Annotated in this window: 22 protein-coding genes; 2 read left to right on the forward strand and 20 right to left on the reverse strand. The window is 41.6% G+C overall.

Going from position 1 to position 18,963, the window contains the following annotated elements:
- Positions 1–12 precede the first annotated feature (12 nt).
- The 9 genes from serC to tmk all read right to left on the reverse strand — a co-directional run bounded on the left by serC (position 13) and on the right by tmk (position 7,279).
- Positions 13–1,104: a 3-phosphoserine/phosphohydroxythreonine transaminase gene (gene serC, locus SSV_RS07995; RefSeq protein WP_072074389.1), complete on the reverse strand. Its 1,092-nt coding sequence runs from the start codon at positions 1,102–1,104 to the stop codon at positions 13–15.
- Between the two features lie 207 nt (positions 1,105–1,311).
- On the reverse strand, positions 1,312–2,232 hold the full coding sequence (locus SSV_RS08000) for a type II restriction endonuclease (RefSeq protein WP_072074390.1): 921 nt from the start codon (positions 2,230–2,232) through the stop codon (positions 1,312–1,314).
- A gap of 11 nt (positions 2,233–2,243) precedes the next feature.
- Positions 2,244–2,774 (reverse strand): hypothetical protein, encoded by a 531-nt coding sequence (locus SSV_RS08005; protein WP_002897081.1) that lies wholly within the window; start codon positions 2,772–2,774, stop codon positions 2,244–2,246.
- On the reverse strand, positions 2,771–3,574 hold the full coding sequence (locus tag SSV_RS08010) for a DNA-methyltransferase (RefSeq protein WP_011837305.1): 804 nt from the start codon (positions 3,572–3,574) through the stop codon (positions 2,771–2,773). The genes SSV_RS08005 and SSV_RS08010 overlap by 4 nt, the downstream gene beginning before the upstream one ends.
- Positions 3,567–4,427 (reverse strand): DNA adenine methylase, encoded by an 861-nt coding sequence (locus SSV_RS08015; RefSeq protein WP_072074391.1) that lies wholly within the window; start codon positions 4,425–4,427, stop codon positions 3,567–3,569. The genes SSV_RS08010 and SSV_RS08015 overlap by 8 nt, the downstream gene beginning before the upstream one ends.
- A gap of 112 nt (positions 4,428–4,539) precedes the next feature.
- Positions 4,540–5,409: a 16S rRNA (cytidine(1402)-2'-O)-methyltransferase gene (rsmI, locus tag SSV_RS08020; protein ID WP_072074392.1), complete on the reverse strand. Its 870-nt coding sequence runs from the start codon at positions 5,407–5,409 to the stop codon at positions 4,540–4,542.
- 2 nt (positions 5,410–5,411) lie between these two features.
- Entirely contained in the window at positions 5,412–5,729 is a 318-nt protein-coding gene (gene yabA, locus SSV_RS08025) for a DNA replication initiation control protein YabA (RefSeq protein WP_002894690.1), read from the reverse strand.
- A gap of 24 nt (positions 5,730–5,753) precedes the next feature.
- Entirely contained in the window at positions 5,754–6,644 is an 891-nt protein-coding gene (locus SSV_RS08030) for a DNA polymerase III subunit delta' (protein WP_072074393.1), read from the reverse strand.
- On the reverse strand, positions 6,641–7,279 hold the full coding sequence (gene tmk / locus SSV_RS08035) for a dTMP kinase (protein ID WP_072074394.1): 639 nt from the start codon (positions 7,277–7,279) through the stop codon (positions 6,641–6,643). The genes SSV_RS08030 and tmk overlap by 4 nt, the downstream gene beginning before the upstream one ends.
- Positions 7,280–7,592: 313 nt before the next feature.
- Between tmk and SSV_RS08045 the strand changes: the two genes are divergently transcribed.
- Positions 7,593–8,480, forward strand: a complete 888-nt coding sequence (locus SSV_RS08045; protein WP_072074396.1) for a YitT family protein — start codon at positions 7,593–7,595, stop codon at positions 8,478–8,480.
- A 35-nt stretch (positions 8,481–8,515) separates the two neighbouring features.
- Here the strand turns inward: SSV_RS08045 and SSV_RS08050 are convergent, their stop codons facing one another.
- Positions 8,516–9,172 (reverse strand): CBS domain-containing protein, encoded by a 657-nt coding sequence (locus SSV_RS08050; protein WP_072074397.1) that lies wholly within the window; start codon positions 9,170–9,172, stop codon positions 8,516–8,518.
- A 318-nt stretch (positions 9,173–9,490) separates the two neighbouring features.
- Between SSV_RS08050 and SSV_RS12265 the strand changes: the two genes are divergently transcribed.
- A complete protein-coding gene (locus SSV_RS12265) occupies positions 9,491–9,622 on the forward strand; it encodes a hypothetical protein (protein ID WP_002931319.1) in 132 nt (43 codons plus the stop codon).
- Between the two features lie 299 nt (positions 9,623–9,921).
- Here SSV_RS12265 and SSV_RS08055 read toward each other — a convergent pair whose 3' ends face one another.
- From SSV_RS08055 to SSV_RS08100, 10 genes are all read right to left on the reverse strand, one after another.
- Positions 9,922–10,632: an ABC transporter ATP-binding protein gene (locus SSV_RS08055; RefSeq protein WP_002894681.1), complete on the reverse strand. Its 711-nt coding sequence runs from the start codon at positions 10,630–10,632 to the stop codon at positions 9,922–9,924.
- Entirely contained in the window at positions 10,632–11,396 is a 765-nt protein-coding gene (locus SSV_RS08060) for an ABC transporter ATP-binding protein (RefSeq protein ID WP_004185854.1), read from the reverse strand. The genes SSV_RS08055 and SSV_RS08060 overlap by 1 nt, the downstream gene beginning before the upstream one ends.
- The gene (locus SSV_RS08065) at positions 11,396–12,349 is read right to left on the reverse strand and encodes a branched-chain amino acid ABC transporter permease (RefSeq protein ID WP_060976680.1); all 954 of its coding nucleotides are present in this window, start codon (positions 12,347–12,349) and stop codon (positions 11,396–11,398) included. The genes SSV_RS08060 and SSV_RS08065 overlap by 1 nt, the downstream gene beginning before the upstream one ends.
- 3 nt (positions 12,350–12,352) lie before the next feature.
- Positions 12,353–13,222: a branched-chain amino acid ABC transporter permease gene (locus SSV_RS08070; protein ID WP_072074398.1), complete on the reverse strand. Its 870-nt coding sequence runs from the start codon at positions 13,220–13,222 to the stop codon at positions 12,353–12,355.
- 245 nt (positions 13,223–13,467) lie between these two features.
- Positions 13,468–14,628 carry an ABC transporter substrate-binding protein gene (locus SSV_RS08075; protein WP_072074399.1) on the reverse strand — a complete coding sequence of 387 codons (1,161 nt, stop codon included), beginning with the start codon at positions 14,626–14,628 and terminating at the stop codon, positions 13,468–13,470.
- A gap of 87 nt (positions 14,629–14,715) precedes the next feature.
- A complete protein-coding gene (locus SSV_RS08080) occupies positions 14,716–14,985 on the reverse strand; it encodes a YlbG family protein (protein ID WP_002920616.1) in 270 nt (89 codons plus the stop codon).
- A 160-nt stretch (positions 14,986–15,145) separates the two neighbouring features.
- A complete protein-coding gene (locus SSV_RS08085; protein WP_223310285.1) occupies positions 15,146–15,763 on the reverse strand; it encodes an ATP-dependent Clp protease proteolytic subunit in 618 nt (205 codons plus the stop codon).
- Between the two features lie 80 nt (positions 15,764–15,843).
- Positions 15,844–16,473 carry a uracil phosphoribosyltransferase gene (gene upp, locus SSV_RS08090; RefSeq protein ID WP_002903228.1) on the reverse strand — a complete coding sequence of 210 codons (630 nt, stop codon included), beginning with the start codon at positions 16,471–16,473 and terminating at the stop codon, positions 15,844–15,846.
- Positions 16,474–16,636: 163 nt separating this feature from the next.
- A complete protein-coding gene (locus SSV_RS08095; RefSeq protein ID WP_072074400.1) occupies positions 16,637–17,803 on the reverse strand; it encodes a MalY/PatB family protein in 1,167 nt (388 codons plus the stop codon).
- A 1-nt stretch (position 17,804) separates the two neighbouring features.
- A complete protein-coding gene (locus SSV_RS08100) occupies positions 17,805–18,962 on the reverse strand; it encodes a cystathionine gamma-synthase (RefSeq protein ID WP_072074401.1) in 1,158 nt (385 codons plus the stop codon).
- Position 18,963: the final 1 nt, after the last annotated feature.

Raw genomic sequence — 18,963 nt, forward strand, 5'->3', positions numbered from 1 at the left:
AGATTCCCTCCCTTAAGAATTCTCTTCTTCAAATTTCTGCATAAAGGCAATCAAATCCTTGACACCTTGGAGCGGAAAGGCATTGTAGAGACTAGCTCTCATGCCGCCTACACTGCGGTGCCCCTTGATATTTTTAAATCCCGCTGCTGCAGCCTCTTTGTTAAATTTGGCGTCCAGCTCTGGGCTAGGAGACACAAAGGGAATATTAGCTACTGAGCGTTGCTCCTTATAACGGACTGGACTGCGGTAAAAGCCTGACTGCTCAATGAAGTCGTACAAAAGGCTAGATTTTTCACGATTGCGCTTTTCCATTTCTGCTACGCCACCCAGCTCCTTGACCCACTCAAAGACCAGCTTGGCCATATAGATGGCGAAAGTCGGTGGTGTATTGTAAAGAGAGGCATTGTCCGCCTGAATGCGGTAATCCAACATGCTAGATAGAACTGGCTCATCATCCAACAAGTCTTCTCGGATGATGACAACTGTCACGCCAGCAGGTCCGATATTCTTCTGAGCCCCAGCATAAATCAAACCAAAATCCTCTACTCGGTACTGAGCAGCAAGGATATTAGAAGACATGTCCGCCACAATCGGCACGCCATTAGTCGCAGGCAGGTCATAAATAGCCGTTCCTTCGATAGTATTATTGGTTGTCAGATGCACATAAGCCGCCTGCGGATCAATCTCCTTTTCATCAAAAGAAGGGATTTCCGTGTAATTTAGGTCCTCTGACGAAGTCAAGAGAATAGGCTCAAAAGGAATGAACTTAGACAGCTTGACTGCTTCAGTGTAAGCTTTCTTTCCCCAAGATCCAGCTACTAGGTAGTAGGCCTTGCCGCCTTGGGCTAGATTAAGGGGAATCATGCTAAACTGGGTAGAAGCCCCACCCTGCAGAAATAGCACGCGGTAATTGTCCGGAATATCCATGAGCTCACGCAGCAAACTTTCAGCTTCTTTGATAATATCGTCAAATTCTTTGGATCGGTGGGACAGCTCCATCACACTCATGCCACTTTGGGCATAGTCTAAAAACTCAGCCTGAGCTTTTTTCAAGACTTCCTTGGGCAATACTGCCGGTCCAGCAGAAAAATTGTAAATCGTCATATCCTACCTCCAAAATTTATTTTGTATATCATATCACAAAGTTTAGAAAATATCTATTTTTTCTTAAAAAGAAGGGAATTTTTTAGGAAAACACGAACAAAATGAAGAAATAATAAAAGAAGCTGTGAAAGCTTCTAATTATTTTAGACCTAATTTTAACAGAATAACTATATCAATACAAAACTACCGCTGATAAATGTTTAGTTTCTAATCAATTTTTTTTGGCATCAATAAATCATACAAATAACCATGTTTAAGCATATCCAAATTAAACACATACGGAATATGAGCAAATGCCTCTGCTAATGGCAAACGAGCCGTTTTCCAGCCCACCCCATCTGTCACCCACACAAACTCTACATCATCTGGTGAATTGACGACGAACTGGCTTAATTCAGTAAACTCTCCAGCCACAGCTTTCAGTTTGCTGTCGCCTCCACCATAGTAGTTTGTTTCAATCAACCAAATTTTATGTTTTTCCTTTGAATAAACAGCTACATCAAAACGGCGTTGTGATTTATCAACTGGTACTTCTATATTCCACATTTCTTTTATGAAAGATGGCGTGGCTTGGGATTTAAACTCTAAATCATGCTGCTGACAAACTTTAGCAACACTTCGTTCAAGGATGCCTTCCATAGTCGTTCCACTTCGATTTTTACGAGCATTACTATCTAATCCCGCTTCTACACCATACACATAATCAACAAGTGATCGGCTAGCTTCCTTTTGTAAAAAGTACAACAAACCGGCTTGCTCAATAAAATCTACATAAACTTTTATATCACTTTTGTCAATCTTCTTAAAATCTAATTGATGAAAGCTCATATTATCATCTTCATCCAAGGAAAGAATATCTAAAACTTTATCACGGCTGGCAATCAAGCTAGGAACAGCCCTCAGTAAATCAGGCTGTTTTGAAAATAAATTAAAGGCCTCTTCATAAATATTATCTTTACCAATTAAATAGTTTAAAGTGTTTAATTCAAGTTCAAACTCCTTTGTCTCCCGTCTAACCTTACTCCAATTTACATAGTACTCTGGTGTACGGTTGGTAACTGAAAGAGTTAAGAGGAAATATTGTAAACGCTCATCCAATGATAAGGTGACAAAATCAGAAAATTTCATGTTTATTCTCCTTATGGTTCTGGAATAACATTCCAAGTCATATTTCTACCAGAATAATTCCAATATCTTATATCTTGTTCAATAAACAACCATTTAATAGTTTTGACAATATGATCAACTGGAAAACCAATTTCAAAATGTATAGATTTTATTTCATGTTCAGAAATATCATAACATTCATACACCTTTTGTAACAAGGAATATAGCTTTTTGTATTCACTAGGATTATTAGATTTTTTTAACTGTAAATCGTGACTAATATCTTCATGTTTAGGATAATTTCTTTTCCTCTTTCCTTCAGAAGAATAATTAACATCTTCAACACAGACTAAAAAATCGAAACCGTTGTGTAAATTAGCAGGTCTCTGAAGATACACTCTTTTTCCATCGTTCAACTGCTCCACATAATATACATATCTTGTTGCACTATCACCAGTTCCTTCACCCGGTTGCTCTCTTGAAAAACATTCAACAACTCTCATTCTTACATCATTTCGACTTCCTTCATTAGAAAAATATCTTGTAAGTTCTATTCTACTCATAATATAACCTCTTCCTCCAATCTTCTTTTGGCTATTTCTAAATAATCTTTCTCCGCATCAATACCAATGAATTTACGACCTAACCGCTTAGCTACAACTCCTGTTGTTCCACTGCCAACAAAGGGATCAAGTATATAATCATTTTCTTTTGTGCTAGCCAAAATGATCCGTTCTAATAAATATTCTGGCTTTTGTGTTGGATGTTTTCCTGCCCACTTCTCTGCCTTTTTAGTTAATGGTCCTATCCACACATCCTTCATCTGTTTACCGCCATTAATATCTTTCATCAAATCATAATTATAGTAATGCTTAGCTTTTTTATCATCTTTACGAGCCCACAAAATCGTTTCCGTGGAATGAGTAAAATAGCGGCAAGATAGATTCGGAGCTGGGTTGCTCTTTTGCCAAGTAATATTATTTAAAATTTTAAAACCTTCTTGTTCCAAGGCCATACCCACAGAGTAAATATTATGTAAGCTGCCTGAAATCCAGATAGTACCATTAGGCTTTAAAATAGGTCTGACTAATCGTAACCACCGTCGATTAAAGTCATGTTTCTCCTCAAGGCCAGAAACCTTATCCCAATCACCTTTATCAACAGAGACAATGTTACCGCCAGAATTCGAAAAACCTCCGTTACTCAAAAAGTATGGTGGATCAGCAAAGATCATATCCATACTTTCTGGCTTCATTTGTGATAAGAAGTCAAAGGTATCTGCATGAACCAGAATAGCCCTTTCCTTATTATAGTATGGTTTTGTCATTAAAACACCCCCATACTTATATTCGTAATTAGTCATAATTTGTTACTATAATTTCTGAAATTTTTCCACGACTTGAGCTCTTGGCACCATTCGTTCGCTGAGCTTCCACAAAATAAATATTAAAATCCTTGTATAATTCTTCTACCAAAGGACTCGAGGAATTTGACAGCATAGCATAGACTCCTCGCTCCGTCAATTCCTTAAAAGTATCGCGTAAACGAACCTGTTCCTCATAAGAAAAGCCCTCGTGGGTATAAGAGGTAAATGAGCTTGTTTCGTTTAAAGGAATATAGGGCGGATCAAAATAGACAAAATCGCCTGTTTGAGCATCCTTAACCGCCTCCGCAAAATCCGTTTGCAAAATTTCTATATCATTCTCATTTAGATATTCACTGATTTGATAAAGTAAATCTACATCCACTATTTTTGGATTTTTATAGCGACCGTAAGGAACATTAAACTGATTTTTAGAATTGACTCGATACAATCCATTGAAATCAACCCGAAGCATGTAGAGAATTCGCGCCGCTCTCTCTACCCCTGTCATCCTACTAATTCGACCATCGCGATCTGCCGAACGCAATTCTAAATAATAATCTTTGCTATTATTCTCTTTATGCTTTATCAGTAAATTAATCAATTCAGCTGGATTATTTTTTATCTGGCGATAGGCATTTATCAGTTCCTCGTTAAAGTCATTAATGACCGCTTTTTCTGGAGCCAAATCAAAAAATAATGCTCCACCGCCAACAAATGGTTCAAAATAGCGACTATAGGTCTCCGGCATATAGCTCCTTAACTCTCCTAAAAGTTGGCGCTTTCCCCCAGTCCATTTAGTAAACGGCTGGAGATTATAATATTTTAATTTTACATTAGTGTCTAAAGACATGATTATTCCTTTTAATTGTAATGAAATTATTATAACACATACCAAACAAAGAATTTGCTTTTATGTTATAAAATACAAAGAAGCCGCTAAAAAGAAAAGTTGAAATCAGATTTCAACTTTCTCTTAGTTCATGATAAACCGCATAGAGCTCGCTCTTGTTCCTGCCATATTTCTTGGCCACTTCCTTGATGGCCTGATTTTTTTTGCTGCCGGCTTCAACTAAAAAATCAATTTCAGCTAGGATCTGCTCTTGAGAAATTTCTTGTGGAGCATCTTCTACCGCCCCAGCTACAATCAAGAGACACTCTCCTTTAGGCGGATGTTCAGCCGTATAGGCCAGCAAGTCTGAAATCAGCCCTCGCTGATACTCTTCATGAATCTTAGTCAGCTCGCGCACCAAGACGACATGTCGGTCACCATAAACTGCCAGCATATTTTCCAGCGTAGCCCGAATCCGATGAGGGGATTCGTAGAAAATCTGAGTCTCAGAATAGGATTTTTTGCTAGTAAAAAACTCCTTCTGCTGGCCTGCCTTTCTAGGCAGAAAGCCATAGAAAATATGCGGTTGGGGAGCCAATCCGCTGGCAATCAAGGCTGTAATTCCAGCACTAGGACCAGGAATCGGCACTACAGTAATTCCAGCTTCTAGCGCTGCCTGAACCAAATCATGTCCAGGATCAGAAATACTGGGCAGACCAGCATCCGAAACCTGAGCTATATCTCTTCCACTTTGAAGCATGTCCAAGAGAACTGGAATTTTCTCCTTGGCATTGTGCTCGTGAAAACTGATCTGCTTAGTCTCAATCCCAAAATGCTTAAGCAGCAGGCCTGTATTTCTCGTATCTTCAGCCGCAATCCTGTCGACCTCTTTCAGGATATTGATCATACGGATACTCATATCATCCAGATTACCGATAGGAGTTGCGACCAGATAAAGCTTGCCGTAGGCAGTTTCGCCCTTAAAACTTTTTTGAACTTGCATCACTACTCCCTAAATAACAATTCATCGCAGAACATGCACTCTGCGTCATTCTCCCGGCGCTGGCCATAGAAATCCGTACAGACATGAAAGCCGTCATAGTAAAGCTTACGCAGATTATCCCGGTTTTTCTTGGTCTTGGTCGGAGCTTCCTTCTCCACCTCTCCCAAGCGCTCCCTCAGCTTGTCATTTTCCAGATGCAGAGCAATATTTTCCTCTACCACACTCTTGAGATTTTTCTTGACAGCTTCCACCTCAGCAAGGGTCACTAAAAGCGTCTGTGAAAAATCATCCAAGGCGTCAAATAAGTCTTTTTTATCCATTTTATACTCCTGTGCTGCCTCTTTTTACTTTCCCTTCAAACTCATATATTCTAAAGCGTTTTGAAAAGATACTTGGGCCCGCCACATCTTCCGAGCCAGCAAAAGCTGCTCCAAGGCCTGTCGACCGCTTTCTGATGCTATTTCCTTATAAAATAACACTTCCAAGAGCTTGAAGACCTGTTCCTGCTTCTCCTTATCATCAGCCAGCTTTGCTAGACGCGAAACCTGCAGAAATGCCTGACTGGAGCGATTTTGAAAATCCTTGACAAAGCGCTCACATTCACTGACTAATTCAAAAAAGGCATTATTATGAGCCAAGCTTTCCGCTTCAGACTGAGTCTGACTATAGGCAGCTAGCAGCTCCGCTCGACTTTTAATCAAGCCATCCTGTTCCAAGCTGTGCTGCAAAGCAGCTGTATTTTTCAAGAAATGATAAACCTGAGTCCGACTTCGAATCGTCGGCAGAATCAGCTGTTCATCAGCAGTCAGAAGAAAGATATAAATCTCGCTCTGTGGTTCCTCAATGACTTTGAGCAAGGAATTGGCTGCATTGACGTGCATCCGATCCGCATCGCAGATAATGAAAACCTGCCGACTGCCTTCCAAGCTGCTCTGAGAGAAGTTTCGGACCAGCTCCCGAACTCGGTCTGTTTTAATAATGTTATTAACCGGTCGCACCACCGTTACATCAGAAAAATCTTCTTCTGCAATCAAACGACAAGAACGACAAGACTGACAAGGCCAGACGCCTTGCTTATTCTCGCAAAAGAGACTCTGAGACAGGATTTGAGCCATTTCAAAACTGCCAAAAGCTCCGGTAAACAAGTAGGCGTGACTAAGCCGCCCCTGTTCAAGAATATGCTGAAACTGCTCAAACAAGCTGGGCTGGCTTTGCTGTATATCTTTTATCTTCATGACGGATTCCCAAATCGTTCCTGAATGATGGCCAAACTATCAGCCACCACCTTATCCAAAGGTTTGCTAGCATCCACCTTGACAAAGCGCTCGGGCTCCTTTTCAAGAATCGCCAAATAACCCTGCCGAACCCGCTGGTGCAGGTCTAAACCTTCCAGATCAAGCCGATTCACCTCTCGGCTCTCGTTTCTAGCAATCCGCGCCAGCCCTTCTTCCACATCAATATCAAAATAGAGGGTCAAATCAGGCTTGAGTCCATCTGTCGCAAATTGATTGAGCCATTCAATGTCTGCTACATCCAATCCGCGGCCATATCCTTGATAGGCCACCGAACTATCGATAAAACGGTCCATCAAGACGATTTTCCCTTGTGCTAAAGCTGGTAAAACCCGCTCAGCCAAGTGCTGGCGGCGGCTGGCAATGTACAGTAAGAGCTCCGTCTTTGCATCCATAGCCGTATGACTAGGCTCCAAAATCACTTCGCGAATGGCCTCCGCAATCTGGACGCCGCCCGGCTCCCGCGTCGTAATCAGGCCAGTACCATAATTTTGCAAAAAAGGAAGCAAGGCTTCCAACACACTCGACTTTCCAGCCCCTTCCGGACCTTCCAGTGAAATCAAAATACCATTTTTCATCTTTACCTTTAATCTCTAACTTCTAATTGCTTAATCTTTATAAGAAAATGCAGATGCGAATTGCTCTAAAGCTTGATATAAGCTACTTTTCAGAGTTCGTCCACATTGCTGAGCAGCCTGATAAGAGCCGACTCCGTCAACTCATTATTTTCATCCCACTCTTTTTTATCTATTGTTTATTTTACCAAAAAAAAAGCTAAAAGCCCATCATAAGAAAAAACTTTAAATATTTTTTCAAAGTGTTTTACAAAGGCTAAATTTTTGGTAAAATATATTCAGAAGAAATTTCTGGAAAGAGATTTAGGAGGATCTTATGTTTAAATTAAAAAACGTACTGGCCATCATTTTTGGGGCTGGAATTTTTTCTTTTGCGATTCATTATTTGGTCATTCCCTTTCATTTGTATGAGGGTGGAGCAACGGGTCTGACCTTGATTACCTACTATCTATTTAAAATCCCTGTCTCAACGACCAACCTAGTGATTAACATCCCGCTCTTTATTATTGCTTGGAAGTTACTGGGGTCTCGCACACTCTATCTCAGCATTCTAGGGACTTTCTCTGTGTCTGCCTGGCTCAAGATTTTTGAAATGCTGCCAGCTTCTAAGCACCTGCAAGAGTACTTCTTTTCGGCTCTGGATGGCGACGTCTTACTTGCCTGCCTAGGAACAGGGATTGTCATGGGAATTGGACTAGGAACCATCTTTAATGCTGGCGGAACAACTGGCGGTACCGACATTGTAGCCCGCATCTTCAATAAATACACCAGCATTTCCATGGGTAGACTCATGCTGACTGTTGACTTTGTGGTCATTACCTTGGTTCTTCTGGTCTTCAAAGACCTGCGTATGGTGTCTTATACCCTCATGTTTGTCTTTATCACCTCCCGCGTCATTGACCTGATTGCAGAAGGAGGTTTTGCTGGTAAGGGATTCCTTATCGTTACCAGTAAGCCAACTGAGCTGGCTGAAGCTATCAATGACAAGCTAGATCGTGGCGTGACCTACCTCAAGGGGCAAGGCTTCTATAGCAAGCAGGATCTGCAAATTGTCTACTGTGTTGTTTCCCGTAATGAAATGCAGCAAATGAAGAAACTCATCAATCAAGTCGACCCATTTGCATTTACTACTATTACCGAAGCTCATGAGATTTTGGGCGAAGGCTTCACTTTAGATGCCAACAAACAACCTATTGTACGTTAAAAACCTCATCTAACGATGAGGCTTTTTTATGTTATTTATAAAGCTTTTGCAGCAGTATGTGTAATCTCAGCCAGCTCAATGCTATGCTCTTCAAATTTTTTCTTGAGAATCTCCATGTCTATATCGCCAGCCAACTGCACCTCAATAATTACTTTGCCATCTTTGCGTGGGATATTGACTGTATTGGAGATGTTGAGGTTTTCTTCCACCAGAAGGCGGATAATCTGCTCAAGAACCCCTACCTTATCCTCAGTGACAAAACGCAGACGGACTCCCTCTTCACCATAGCCAGATACTTCTAAGAAGGCCTTGAAAATATCGCGGTCAGTGATAACCCCATAAAGCTGCTCATTGTCCACAACAGGTAGGATGCCAATCTTATTTTTCAGCATCAGATAGGTCGCATCTTCCAGACTGGCAAACTGAGAAATCGTGACCACATCACGGATCATAACATCACCAACCTTAGTTTTGTTGAGAAGATAGTTCATCTCATAAATGGACAGGCTCGTTGCCTTAGACGGACTAGCTTCCGCAATCGTTCCTTCTGTCACCAGTCCCACTAATTGGTCATTCTCAATCACCGGCAGACGGTGGAGCTTCTGCTCACGCATCATATCTGCCGCATGAGCAATTGTTGTATCTGGGCTGATATAAACCACCTTACGCGTCATAAAATCTTTAACTGCCATAAGAGTCCCCTCTTCTTCCTATCCGTATTTCTTGTACTTATTATACTTTATTTTGCAGCTGATTTCAAACGCTTCCAAGTGCTTTGCCTAAGTTTTCAAAATTTAGAAAAATCCCGCGATTGGAAAAATTGAAGATAGGAAATGGTCGACTATACTATCTCACTTCAGAAACCATTTTTAAAGTTCAAGTTTTAGCTAGTCGGTAACGAGTTAATAAGCATCAGCTTCAGGTCTTCAATTATATCAGAACATGTATTGACTTGGTCATATATTAATGATACAATACTATTAAAATATCAGTAGAATTGGAGAGTTCCCATGAAAAATCTGATGGACAAATTAAACAATCTACCCAAAGGCGTTCAGCTAGTCCTAGCAGTGATTATCTTTGCAGTCATGTTCGCAATTATGTACCATGTTGGATTTAATCTATTTGCACCTAGCAAATAATTTTTAAAGTATAGAACTTCATGTTTTAAAATCTGATATTCAAATATGTTTCGATTGATAGGCAGTGTATGATACGCTGCTTTTTATTTTTCAATGATTGTATACTTCATCACCGCAAAATGAGACTTAAAAAAATCCTCATCCTACAAATAAAGAAAAAGATCCAATGGATCTTTTCAAAATGTTAAGTTACTATCGTAACTTTCTATCAACAACCTAAAAATGTCTTCCAGACATTTTAAAGAAAACTCGCTGCCGCGAGTTCCTATCTGCAATCTGAAACAATCCCCCAGATTGTTTCAGCCACCTAGATATGCTTTGCGGACTTCGTCAGAAGCGAGGAGCTCTTGGCCGGTTCCGGACAGAACGATTTTGCCTGTTTCAAGAACATAGCCGCGGTCGGCGATAGAGAGAGCCTTGTTGGCATTCTGCTCAATCAAAAGCACAGTTGTTCCTTGTCGCTGAATATCTTGGATAATATCGAAGATTTCCTGGATAAAGATCGGCGCCAAGCCCATAGAAGGTTCATCCAAAAGCAAAAGTTTAGGAGTAGACATCAGCGCCCGTCCCATAGCCAGCATCTGCTGCTCACCACCTGAAAGGGTTGCAGCATCTTGATTTTTACGCTCTTCCAAGCGTGGGAAACGAGAGAAGACCTTTTTGAGATTGGCTTGATTTTCTTCGCGGTTTGTTTTGAGAAAGGCGCCCATTTCCAAATTCTCCAAAACGGTCAAACCTGGAAAGACATGTCGACCTTCTGGTACTTGCGAAAGTCCGGCTGCTACGATTTTTTGAGCAGGAACTTTTTGAATTTCATTGCCTACAAATTCAATTTTACCAGCACTTGGACGAACCAAGCCTGAAATAGTCCGGAGAATGGTCGTTTTCCCAGCGCCATTGGCACCAATCAGGGAAACGACTTCTCCTTCGTTTACTTCAAAGCTGACATCACGGACAGCCTGAATCATGCCATAATGGACAGAGAGATTCTCAACTTTAAGCATGGACATTAGGCTTCACCTCCTAGATAAGCTTCAATAACGCGTTTGTCATTCTTGATTTCATCAGGTGTTCCGTGCGCAATCAAGCGGCCGTACTCCAGCACATAGATGCGCTCAGTGACTTCCATTACCAGACTCATGTCATGTTCAATCAGCATGATGGTAATGTTAAATTCGTTTTTAATCCGTCGAATCAATGCAGTCAGCTCTGCTGTCTCCTGAGGGTTCATCCCTGCAGCCGGCTCATCCAAGAAAAGAATCTTAGGCTCCGTTGCCAAGGCCCGAACAATCTCCAAGCGACGCTGCTGACCATAAGCTAGGTTCTTAGCCAAGGTTTCTGCTTCCTTGTCCAGGTCAAAAATTTTCAGTAACTCCAAAGCTTTGGCTTTGAGTTCTTCTTCGTTTTTGTAGTAGGCTGGCAGGCGGAAGAAGGAAGCTAACACATGAGCCTTATGATGATTACCAAAGGCAATCAGAACATTATCCAAAACACTAAGGTCCTTAAAGAGCCGGATGTTTTGGAAGGTCCGCCCGAGCCCTAAAGCAGCAATCTTGTAAGGAACCTTACCATTGAGCAAGTGGCCATCTAGTGTCACTGTCCCTTCACTCGGCTCATAAACGCCCGTTAAGAGATTGAAAAGAGTCGTTTTTCCCGCACCATTAGGGCCAATCAGACCAACCAGCTCGCCCTCGTTGAGTTCCAAGGTCACATCGCTGACAGCAGTCAGACCGCCAAAGTTTTTAGTTAGATTTTTCACATCAAGAAGTGCCATTATTCTTTGACCTCCTTATTCTTTTTGAAGAGCTTAGACAGACTGAGCTCCCAAGTTCCTAAAAGTCCGCCTGGACGGAAAATCATGACCAAGATTAGAGCCAAAGAATAGACAATCATCCGAATGCTGGATACATCCTGCAGCAACATATTGAGAACTCCCAATACTACTGCAGCTACAATGGTTCCAGTCATAGAGCCTAGGCCACCAAAAACGACAATAATCAAGATATTGATAGTGTTGGTAAAGGAATAGTCCTTAGGAACAACTGAACCAACGAAGCCAGCTTGAAGTGAGCCAGCAATAGAAGCCGTGATAGCTCCCAAGACAAAGGCTGTCACTTTGATTCTAGTAGTATTAACCCCAACAGACTCGGCAGCAATCTCATCCTCACGGACAGACAGAGTACTGCGGCCAATAGGACTGCGCAGGAAATTCAAGGTCAAAATCGTTGTGATAACAACAAAGACATAGACCATCTGCCAAGACGTAAACGGCGGAATGGATAGGATACCAGCTGCACCATTAGTCAAAGTACCGCCATTAATAATCAGAATCCGGATAATCTCTGAGACACCAAGAGTCGCAATCGCGAGATAGTCCCCTTTAAGACGTAGTGTTGGCAAACCAACTGCCAAAGCCACAATACCAGCAATGACAGCTCCCGCCAGCATAGCAATAAAGAAAGCTCCATAAGTTGGTGATTTAGAGCCAATAATTGCTACAGCGTAGGCACCAATAGCCATAAAGCCAGCATGCCCAAGAGAGAATTGACCCGAGAATCCGACGATGAGATTGAGCCCCACAGCCAAAATAATATTAATTCCAATCTGCTCTAAGATTTGAATGTAAAAAGCATTGAGAACACCAGCACTAACCAATACTGTCATCAGCAGGTAGCCGATTAAGACAAGGCCAAGCCAGAAAATATTTACCTTTAAATTCTTTTTCATACCTTACACCTTCTCTTTCACATTTTTGCCGAGGATACCAGCTGGACGGATCAGAAGAATGACAATCAAAATCGCATAGACAATGGCATCGCGGAAATCAGATAGTCCAAGCGCTGTCGCAAAAGTTTCCAAAAGACCGATAACAAAGCCACCAAGTGCTGCACCAGGAATGATTCCAATACCACCGAGAACGGCCGCTACAAAGGACTTAATACCTGGAGTCATCCCCATTAAAGGCTCCAATGAATTATAATAAAGGGCAATTAGAACGCCAGCAGCTCCTGCAAGAGCTGACCCCAAAGCAAAGGTAAAGCTGATTGTCCGATTGACATTGATTCCCATCAGCTGAGCAGCATCACTGTCCACAGATACAGCGCGCATAGCCTTACCCATCTTTGTCTTCTGCACAATAAATTGCAGAGCCACCATAAGGAAAATGGAAATTCCCAAAATCAGCAACTGAATATTTGAGATAGAAATAGGTCCTAAGTTAAAGCGTACTGTTTTAATAACCTGCGGGAAGGAACGGGTATTGGCACCGACAAAGAAAATCATGCCATACTCGAGGAGAAAGGAAACTCCAATGGCTGTAATCAAAGCCGCAATCCGAGTCGAATTTCGCAGAGGACGATAGGCTAAAAACTCAATAATCACACCAAGAATCGCTGTCCCAAACATCGCTAAAATAAGAGAAAGGAAGAAATTAAACTTCAGGATATTAATCAAGTAATAGCCCATAAAGGCACCAATCATATAGATATCGCCGTGGGCAAAGTTAATCAGCTTAATAATCCCATAAACCATGGTATAACCCAAAGCCAGAAGCGCATAAACACTACCCAGGATTAGACCGTTGACTAATTGTTGGAGCATTAGACACCACTCTTTCTATAATAAAATAAGGAATGGGAGAAAAATCAGCAGACTAGGTCGTGATTTTATCATCCCACTCCCAAAATACGAATAATAGTTAATTGAGAAACGAAGAAAAATAGATTATAAAACAATACTCTTTCAATCCATAGATTCATAAAGCAAGAAATCATCTACTAATTTCGTTCAAACAACTAAAAATCGAAAACAAGTCAAAGACTGGGATAGCCCCAGCCTCATAACTCTTATTCCGCTTTAACTGTTTCTACAGTATCTACCTGACCGTCTTTCAAGCCAATCATCAAAGCTGTTTTCACTGGATTGTGATCTTTATCAATAGTGATTGAACCAGTCACTCCATCGAAATCTTTAAGCTTAGCCAAGTTGTCTTTGATATCTACAGAAGTTTTAGCACCTTTGGCTGCTTCTGCTGCCATATAAACAGAGTCATATGCCAGAGCTGCAAACATAGATGGCTCTTCTTTGTACTTAGCTTTGTATGCTTCAATAAACTTCTTAGCTTTTTCTGACATTTCACCAGAAGTTGTAAAGCCAGATACATAGTAAACATTTGTAGCTGCAGCAGGAGTTGCTTGCTCAACGAACTTAGCATCACCAAAGCCATCAGGACCAACGATTGTTTGGTCAATACCCAAACCACGCGCTTGATTGACAATTTTACCAGCTTCAGTATAGTAACCTGGAACAACCAGAGCGTCAAATTCTTTACCCTTAATCTTTGTCAAAGCAGCTTGGAAGTCTGTATCCTTAGATTGGAAGGTTTCTGTTGCTACAATCTCACCCTTGAATTCCTTCTTGAAGGCATCCGCCATTCCTTTAGCGTAGTCACTAGATTGGTCGTAGTAAAGAACGACTTTCTTAGCTTTCAAGTTGTCAGTAACATACTTAGAAATGATTTTACCTTGGTAGCTATCAATAAAGGTAGCACGGAAAAGATAATCTTGCTTGTTGGTCAGGTCATCCTGTGTCGCACTTGGTGTAATGATTGGTACACCTGCTTTAGCAGCATTTGCAGTAGCTGAAGCTGTAGCTCCAGAAGTCGCAGGGCCAATGATTGCATTTACCTTGCTTTGGGTAACCAAGCTAGTAGTGATAGTAGATGCTTCAGCAGTTTCTGATTTGTTATCCTTATCAGTAACTTCAATCTTCTTACCATCTACGCCGCCAGCAGCGTTGATTTCATCAACTGCCAACTGAGCACCATGTTGTTCAGCTGTACCGTAGGCTGCTACTTCACCTGATTCTTCAAAGTTAAAACCAAATTTAATCGTATCGCCAATTTCTGTACCAGTTGCTGTTGAGTTGTTGTTAGATACTTCTCCACAAGCTGCGAGAAGGGCCGCACTAGCAAAAGCTACTAAGGATAGTGCAAATTTTTTCTTCATTAGGAAATCTCCTTAAGTATTTATTTGATGATATAGTAAGAATATATCGAATTATCTGACAATTGTCAACCCTTTATAAAAATTTTATCAAATGATAACGTTTTCTTGCTCTCTATACAGGCTTCCAACAAAGTTTTGATCCAGTTCTTTTATGTGAGAAATCCGAACTTGCTTAACATAGCGCTCCTTGGGCAGATTCTCCTGTAAGTTCTGGGCTTCCTCTTGCTTGACATAGAGATGCAGATAACGATGCTTCTTAGAATGATAAATAATATCCCCAAAGTTAGCTAGCTTTTTGGCATCTCGATTATAGTAAAGATAGACAATCAAGCCTACCCTTTCTTCTCTCTCTATCATAAAACTCCTTTCCGGTCCATGTAGTTCTTAGATGATTATAGCAAAGATAGGGCAAAAAAACTAGCCCTCAAAAGCTTTATAATCAGCTTAAAACGCCATAGCTTGGTAGCTCAGCAGATTCAAAACAGCAAAAAAGGAGCCGCTTTTGGCTCCTCCTATGTTAGCTTAAATTGCTATTTTCCATGATTTCGTCAATAAAGCCGTATTCCAAGGTTTCTTGAGCGCTCATCCAGTAATCACGCTCTGCATCCTTGTGGATTTGCTCAACAGACTTACCAGAGTTTTCTGCCAAGATTTTTTCCAAGGTGTTCCGAGTTCTAAGCAGGTGCTCCGCTACAATAGCCATATCAGTCTGCTGGGTACCGCTTCCAGCTCCTCCCATTGGTTGGTGAATCAGATATTCTGCATTTGGCAGCATGAAGCGTTTGCCCTTGGCACCACTGGAAGCAATGATCGTTCCCATGCTGGCAGCTACACCCATAACAATGGTCTGAACATCAGACTTGATGAAGTTCATAGTATCCACAATAGCCAGACCTGCTGAAACAGATCCACCCGGCGTATTTACATAGAGGTAAATATCTTTAGTATTGTCCTGAGCATCCAAGAAAAGGAGCTGGGCAATGACTGAATTAGCCATATTGTCCTCTACTGGACCGGTCAGCATGATAATGCGGTCTTTTAATAGCCGAGAGTAAATATCATAGGAGCGCTCCCCTCGGCTGGTTTGTTCAATAACTACAGGAATCATAGTTTTCTCTCTTTCTCTTTTTAAAATTTTCTATCAAACTAAGAAATAGAATTTCAAATTACGGAACTATTATATCCTTTTGGTCAAAAAAGGTCAAATAGAAACTTTTACTTGGTTCCGAAAAGACGATCTCCTGCATCTCCCAGTCCTGGTACGATATAACCATGGTCATTGAGGTGATCATCCAGGGCAGCTGTGAAAATATCAACATCTGGATGAGCTTCCTGCAAGGCTTTTACTCCTTCTGGCGCTGAAACCAAGCAGACAAATGTAATATGGCTAGCACCACGTTTCTTGAGAGAATCCACAGCCAAGATAGCAGAACCACCCGTAGCTAGCATTGGATCTACAACGAAAATTTGACGTTGGTCAATATCTTCTGGCAGCTTTACCAAATATTCAACCGGCTTCAGGGTTTCTTCATCACGGTACATTCCGATATGCCCAACTTTAGCTGCTGGAACCAAGCTCAGAAGTCCATCCACCATGCCAATACCTGCGCGCAAGATTGGAACAATAGCCAATTTTTTACCTGCAATCTGCTTTTGAATGGTTTTCGTAATCGGTGTTTCAATTTCTACATCTTCAAGTGGTAAATCGCGCAAGACCTCATATCCCATGAGCATTGCGATTTCATCAACTAATTCACGAAAAGCCTTGGTAGAGGTATCTGTACGACGTAAGATTGACAATTTATGCTGAATAAGTGGATGAGCGATAACTTCAAGTTTTCCCATGATTGGATTTCCTTCTTTCAATTTATTCTTCTTATTATATCAAAAAAAAAGTGAAAAGGCTTGCCATAAGCAAGCCTTTTCAAGGATTTTCTTTACCTTAGTTCCATAGACTATAACACATGATATAAAGGTATTTGAGAAATAAATCAAAAAAATTTTTGATTTATTTTGGCAATACCTCTGCAATACGGAAGCAGATTTCTTCAACCATCGTCTCAGGAGTAGCAACATTCAGACGTGCATGACCTTTTCCTTCTTGACCAAAATCACTTCCTCGATTCAGGACGACCTTTGCCTCTTCTCGCAGCAGCTGGAAGAGCTGGTCATCTGTCAGGCCATAATCTGAAAAGTCCAGCCAAATCAGATAAGTCCCTTGAGGCTTCATGACCCGCAGGCGAGGCGCTTCCTTGGCAAAATAATCAACCACAAAATTTACATTCTTCTCCAGAACTTCCTTGAGCTCCATCAACCAAGACCAACCGTAACGATAAGCTGCTTCTGTCGTTAAAAAACCAAGACCAGGAATTTCATGCTGGTTATTAGCCAGCTGGCGTTTTTTAAACTGATGTCTCAAGCTAGGATTCTCAATCACAGCATAGGAATTTTTAGTCCCAGCAATATTAAATGTCTTAGTCGCACTTGCTAAAATCAGACTAAAGTCCTTAAAGTCAGGCGAGACAGTATTGAAGGACTGATGTTCATGGCCAAACAGCGTCAAGTCTTGATGGATTTCGTCTGAGACCAAGAGAACGCCGTACTTTTGGCAGAGGCGGCCAATTTTCTCTAATACTTCCCGTTCCCAAACTCGGCCTCCGGGATTGTGCGGATTGCAAAGAACATAAATCTTGACCTCATTGTCTACGATGTCCCGCTCTAGCTGCTCAAAATCAATCTGAAAAAGTCCGTCTTGCTCTATCAGAGAACTGGTAATAAGCCGACGATTATTGAGCTTGACACTGCGGGCAAAAGGTGGGTAAACAGGAGTGTTGATTAGAACAGCATCACCTTCCTTGGTAAAGGCTTGGATAGCTGTCGAAATAGCAGGAACAACTCCTTCTATAAATACCAAGGCTTCCCTATCAAAAGTATAGTCGTGCTCATCCCGCTCCCAATCTAGAACAGCATTGATTAGCTCTTCACTGGCATAGGTATAGCCATAGACTAACTGATTAGCGTAATCATGAACGGCTTGCTGGATTTCAGGCAGGACTTCAAAATCCATATCTGCAATCCAGGCTGGCAGGACTTCTTTGTCCTTCTCCACTTCTTTCCATTTATAAGTATGATGCCCTACACGACAGGGGGCTTTTTCAAAATTATATCTTCCCATATTATTCACTCTCCAAGGCCGCGCGTAAATCGTCGACCAAATCTCGACTGTCCTCAATTCCAATCGACAGGCGCAGCAAATCATCAGTCAAGCCATAAGAATGACGCACCTCAACCGGAATGTCTGCATGAGTCTGGGTCGTCGGATAGGTAATCAGACTCTCTACTCCGCCCAAACTTTCCGCAAAGGTAAAGACTTTCAGGCTATTTAAGAGATGAGGAATCTTGCCTTCGTCCACAACTTTAAAGGAAATCATACCACCCTTGCCTGGATAGAGAACCTCTTTTACCGCAGGAGATTTCTTCAGAAAAGCGACTACTTCTTGTGCATTCTGAGTAGAGCGCTCCATGCGGAGAGCCAGTGTCTTGAGACCGCGCAGAAGCAGATAGCTGTCAAAAGGAGACAGGACCGAACCGGTTGTATTGAGGTTGTAGAAAAGCTTGTCATAGATAGCAACATCATTGGTCATGATGGCTCCAGCCAAGACATCATTGTGCCCGCCCAGATACTTGGTCGCAGAGTGCAGAACTATATCAGCTCCATCCTCCAACGGTCTTTGGTAAATAGGACTGTAGAAGGTATTGTCCACAATGACAGATGCTCCTCGCTCATGAGCCACTTGGGAAATGCGGGCAATGTCAAACTCTACCATAAGAGGATTGGTCGGTGTCTCGATATAGACAATATCTATATCCTCTGTTAGACTATTCAGAAGTTCTTCTTCTGTATTGGCATAGGTAAAGGCAAAGCGCCCTTCTGCTTCAGCCTGGGCAAACCAGCGGAAAGAGCCGCCATAGAGATCCCGAACAGCCAAAACCTTACTGCCGACTGGAAAGACACTAAATGCCAGCACAATAGCCGACATACCAGAGCTAGTCGCTAGGGCATACTCTGCGCTTTCGATAGCAGCCAGAGTCTCTTCCAAGCTAACCCGCGTTGGATTCTTGGTTCGAGTATAGTCATAGCCTGTTGACTGGCCAAACTCAGGGTGCTGGTAGGTGGTTGAAAAATGAAGGGGTGTTGTTAAAGCACCAGTTGTTTCATCTGTTTTAACCCCAGCCTGAGCCAGTAGTGTATTTAATTTTACGTCCTTACTCATATTAACCTTCCAGTCCTTTGATAATACTTCATCCTCTATTGTAACATCTTTTGAAAATATT

The sequence above is a fragment of the Streptococcus sanguinis genome, from assembly GCF_001078705.1.
In the GTDB taxonomy this organism is placed as follows: domain Bacteria; phylum Bacillota; class Bacilli; order Lactobacillales; family Streptococcaceae; genus Streptococcus; species Streptococcus sanguinis_D.

Coding starts and splice junctions, on each gene's coding strand:
- serC (WP_072074389.1), bottom strand. CDS start 1,104: ATGACGATTTACAATTTTTCTGCTGGACCGGCAGTATTGCCCAAGGAA.
- SSV_RS08000 (WP_072074390.1), bottom strand. CDS start 2,232: ATGAAATTTTCTGATTTTGTCACCTTATCATTGGATGAGCGTTTACAA.
- SSV_RS08005 (WP_002897081.1), bottom strand. CDS start 2,774: ATGAGTAGAATAGAACTTACAAGATATTTTTCTAATGAAGGAAGTCGA.
- SSV_RS08010 (WP_011837305.1), bottom strand. CDS start 3,574: ATGACTAATTACGAATATAAGTATGGGGGTGTTTTAATGACAAAACCA.
- SSV_RS08015 (WP_072074391.1), bottom strand. CDS start 4,427: ATGTCTTTAGACACTAATGTAAAATTAAAATATTATAATCTCCAGCCG.
- rsmI (WP_072074392.1), bottom strand. CDS start 5,409: ATGCAAGTTCAAAAAAGTTTTAAGGGCGAAACTGCCTACGGCAAGCTT.
- yabA (WP_002894690.1), bottom strand. CDS start 5,729: ATGGATAAAAAAGACTTATTTGACGCCTTGGATGATTTTTCACAGACG.
- SSV_RS08030 (WP_072074393.1), bottom strand. CDS start 6,644: ATGAAGATAAAAGATATACAGCAAAGCCAGCCCAGCTTGTTTGAGCAG.
- tmk (WP_072074394.1), bottom strand. CDS start 7,279: ATGAAAAATGGTATTTTGATTTCACTGGAAGGTCCGGAAGGGGCTGGA.
- SSV_RS08045 (WP_072074396.1), top strand. CDS start 7,593: ATGTTTAAATTAAAAAACGTACTGGCCATCATTTTTGGGGCTGGAATT.
- SSV_RS08050 (WP_072074397.1), bottom strand. CDS start 9,172: ATGGCAGTTAAAGATTTTATGACGCGTAAGGTGGTTTATATCAGCCCA.
- SSV_RS12265 (WP_002931319.1), top strand. CDS start 9,491: ATGAAAAATCTGATGGACAAATTAAACAATCTACCCAAAGGCGTTCAG.
- SSV_RS08055 (WP_002894681.1), bottom strand. CDS start 10,632: ATGTCCATGCTTAAAGTTGAGAATCTCTCTGTCCATTATGGCATGATT.
- SSV_RS08060 (WP_004185854.1), bottom strand. CDS start 11,396: ATGGCACTTCTTGATGTGAAAAATCTAACTAAAAACTTTGGCGGTCTG.
- SSV_RS08065 (WP_060976680.1), bottom strand. CDS start 12,349: ATGAAAAAGAATTTAAAGGTAAATATTTTCTGGCTTGGCCTTGTCTTA.
- SSV_RS08070 (WP_072074398.1), bottom strand. CDS start 13,222: ATGCTCCAACAATTAGTCAACGGTCTAATCCTGGGTAGTGTTTATGCG.
- SSV_RS08075 (WP_072074399.1), bottom strand. CDS start 14,628: ATGAAGAAAAAATTTGCACTATCCTTAGTAGCTTTTGCTAGTGCGGCC.
- SSV_RS08080 (WP_002920616.1), bottom strand. CDS start 14,985: ATGATAGAGAGAGAAGAAAGGGTAGGCTTGATTGTCTATCTTTACTAT.
- upp (WP_002903228.1), bottom strand. CDS start 16,473: ATGGGAAAACTTGAAGTTATCGCTCATCCACTTATTCAGCATAAATTG.
- SSV_RS08095 (WP_072074400.1), bottom strand. CDS start 17,803: ATGGGAAGATATAATTTTGAAAAAGCCCCCTGTCGTGTAGGGCATCAT.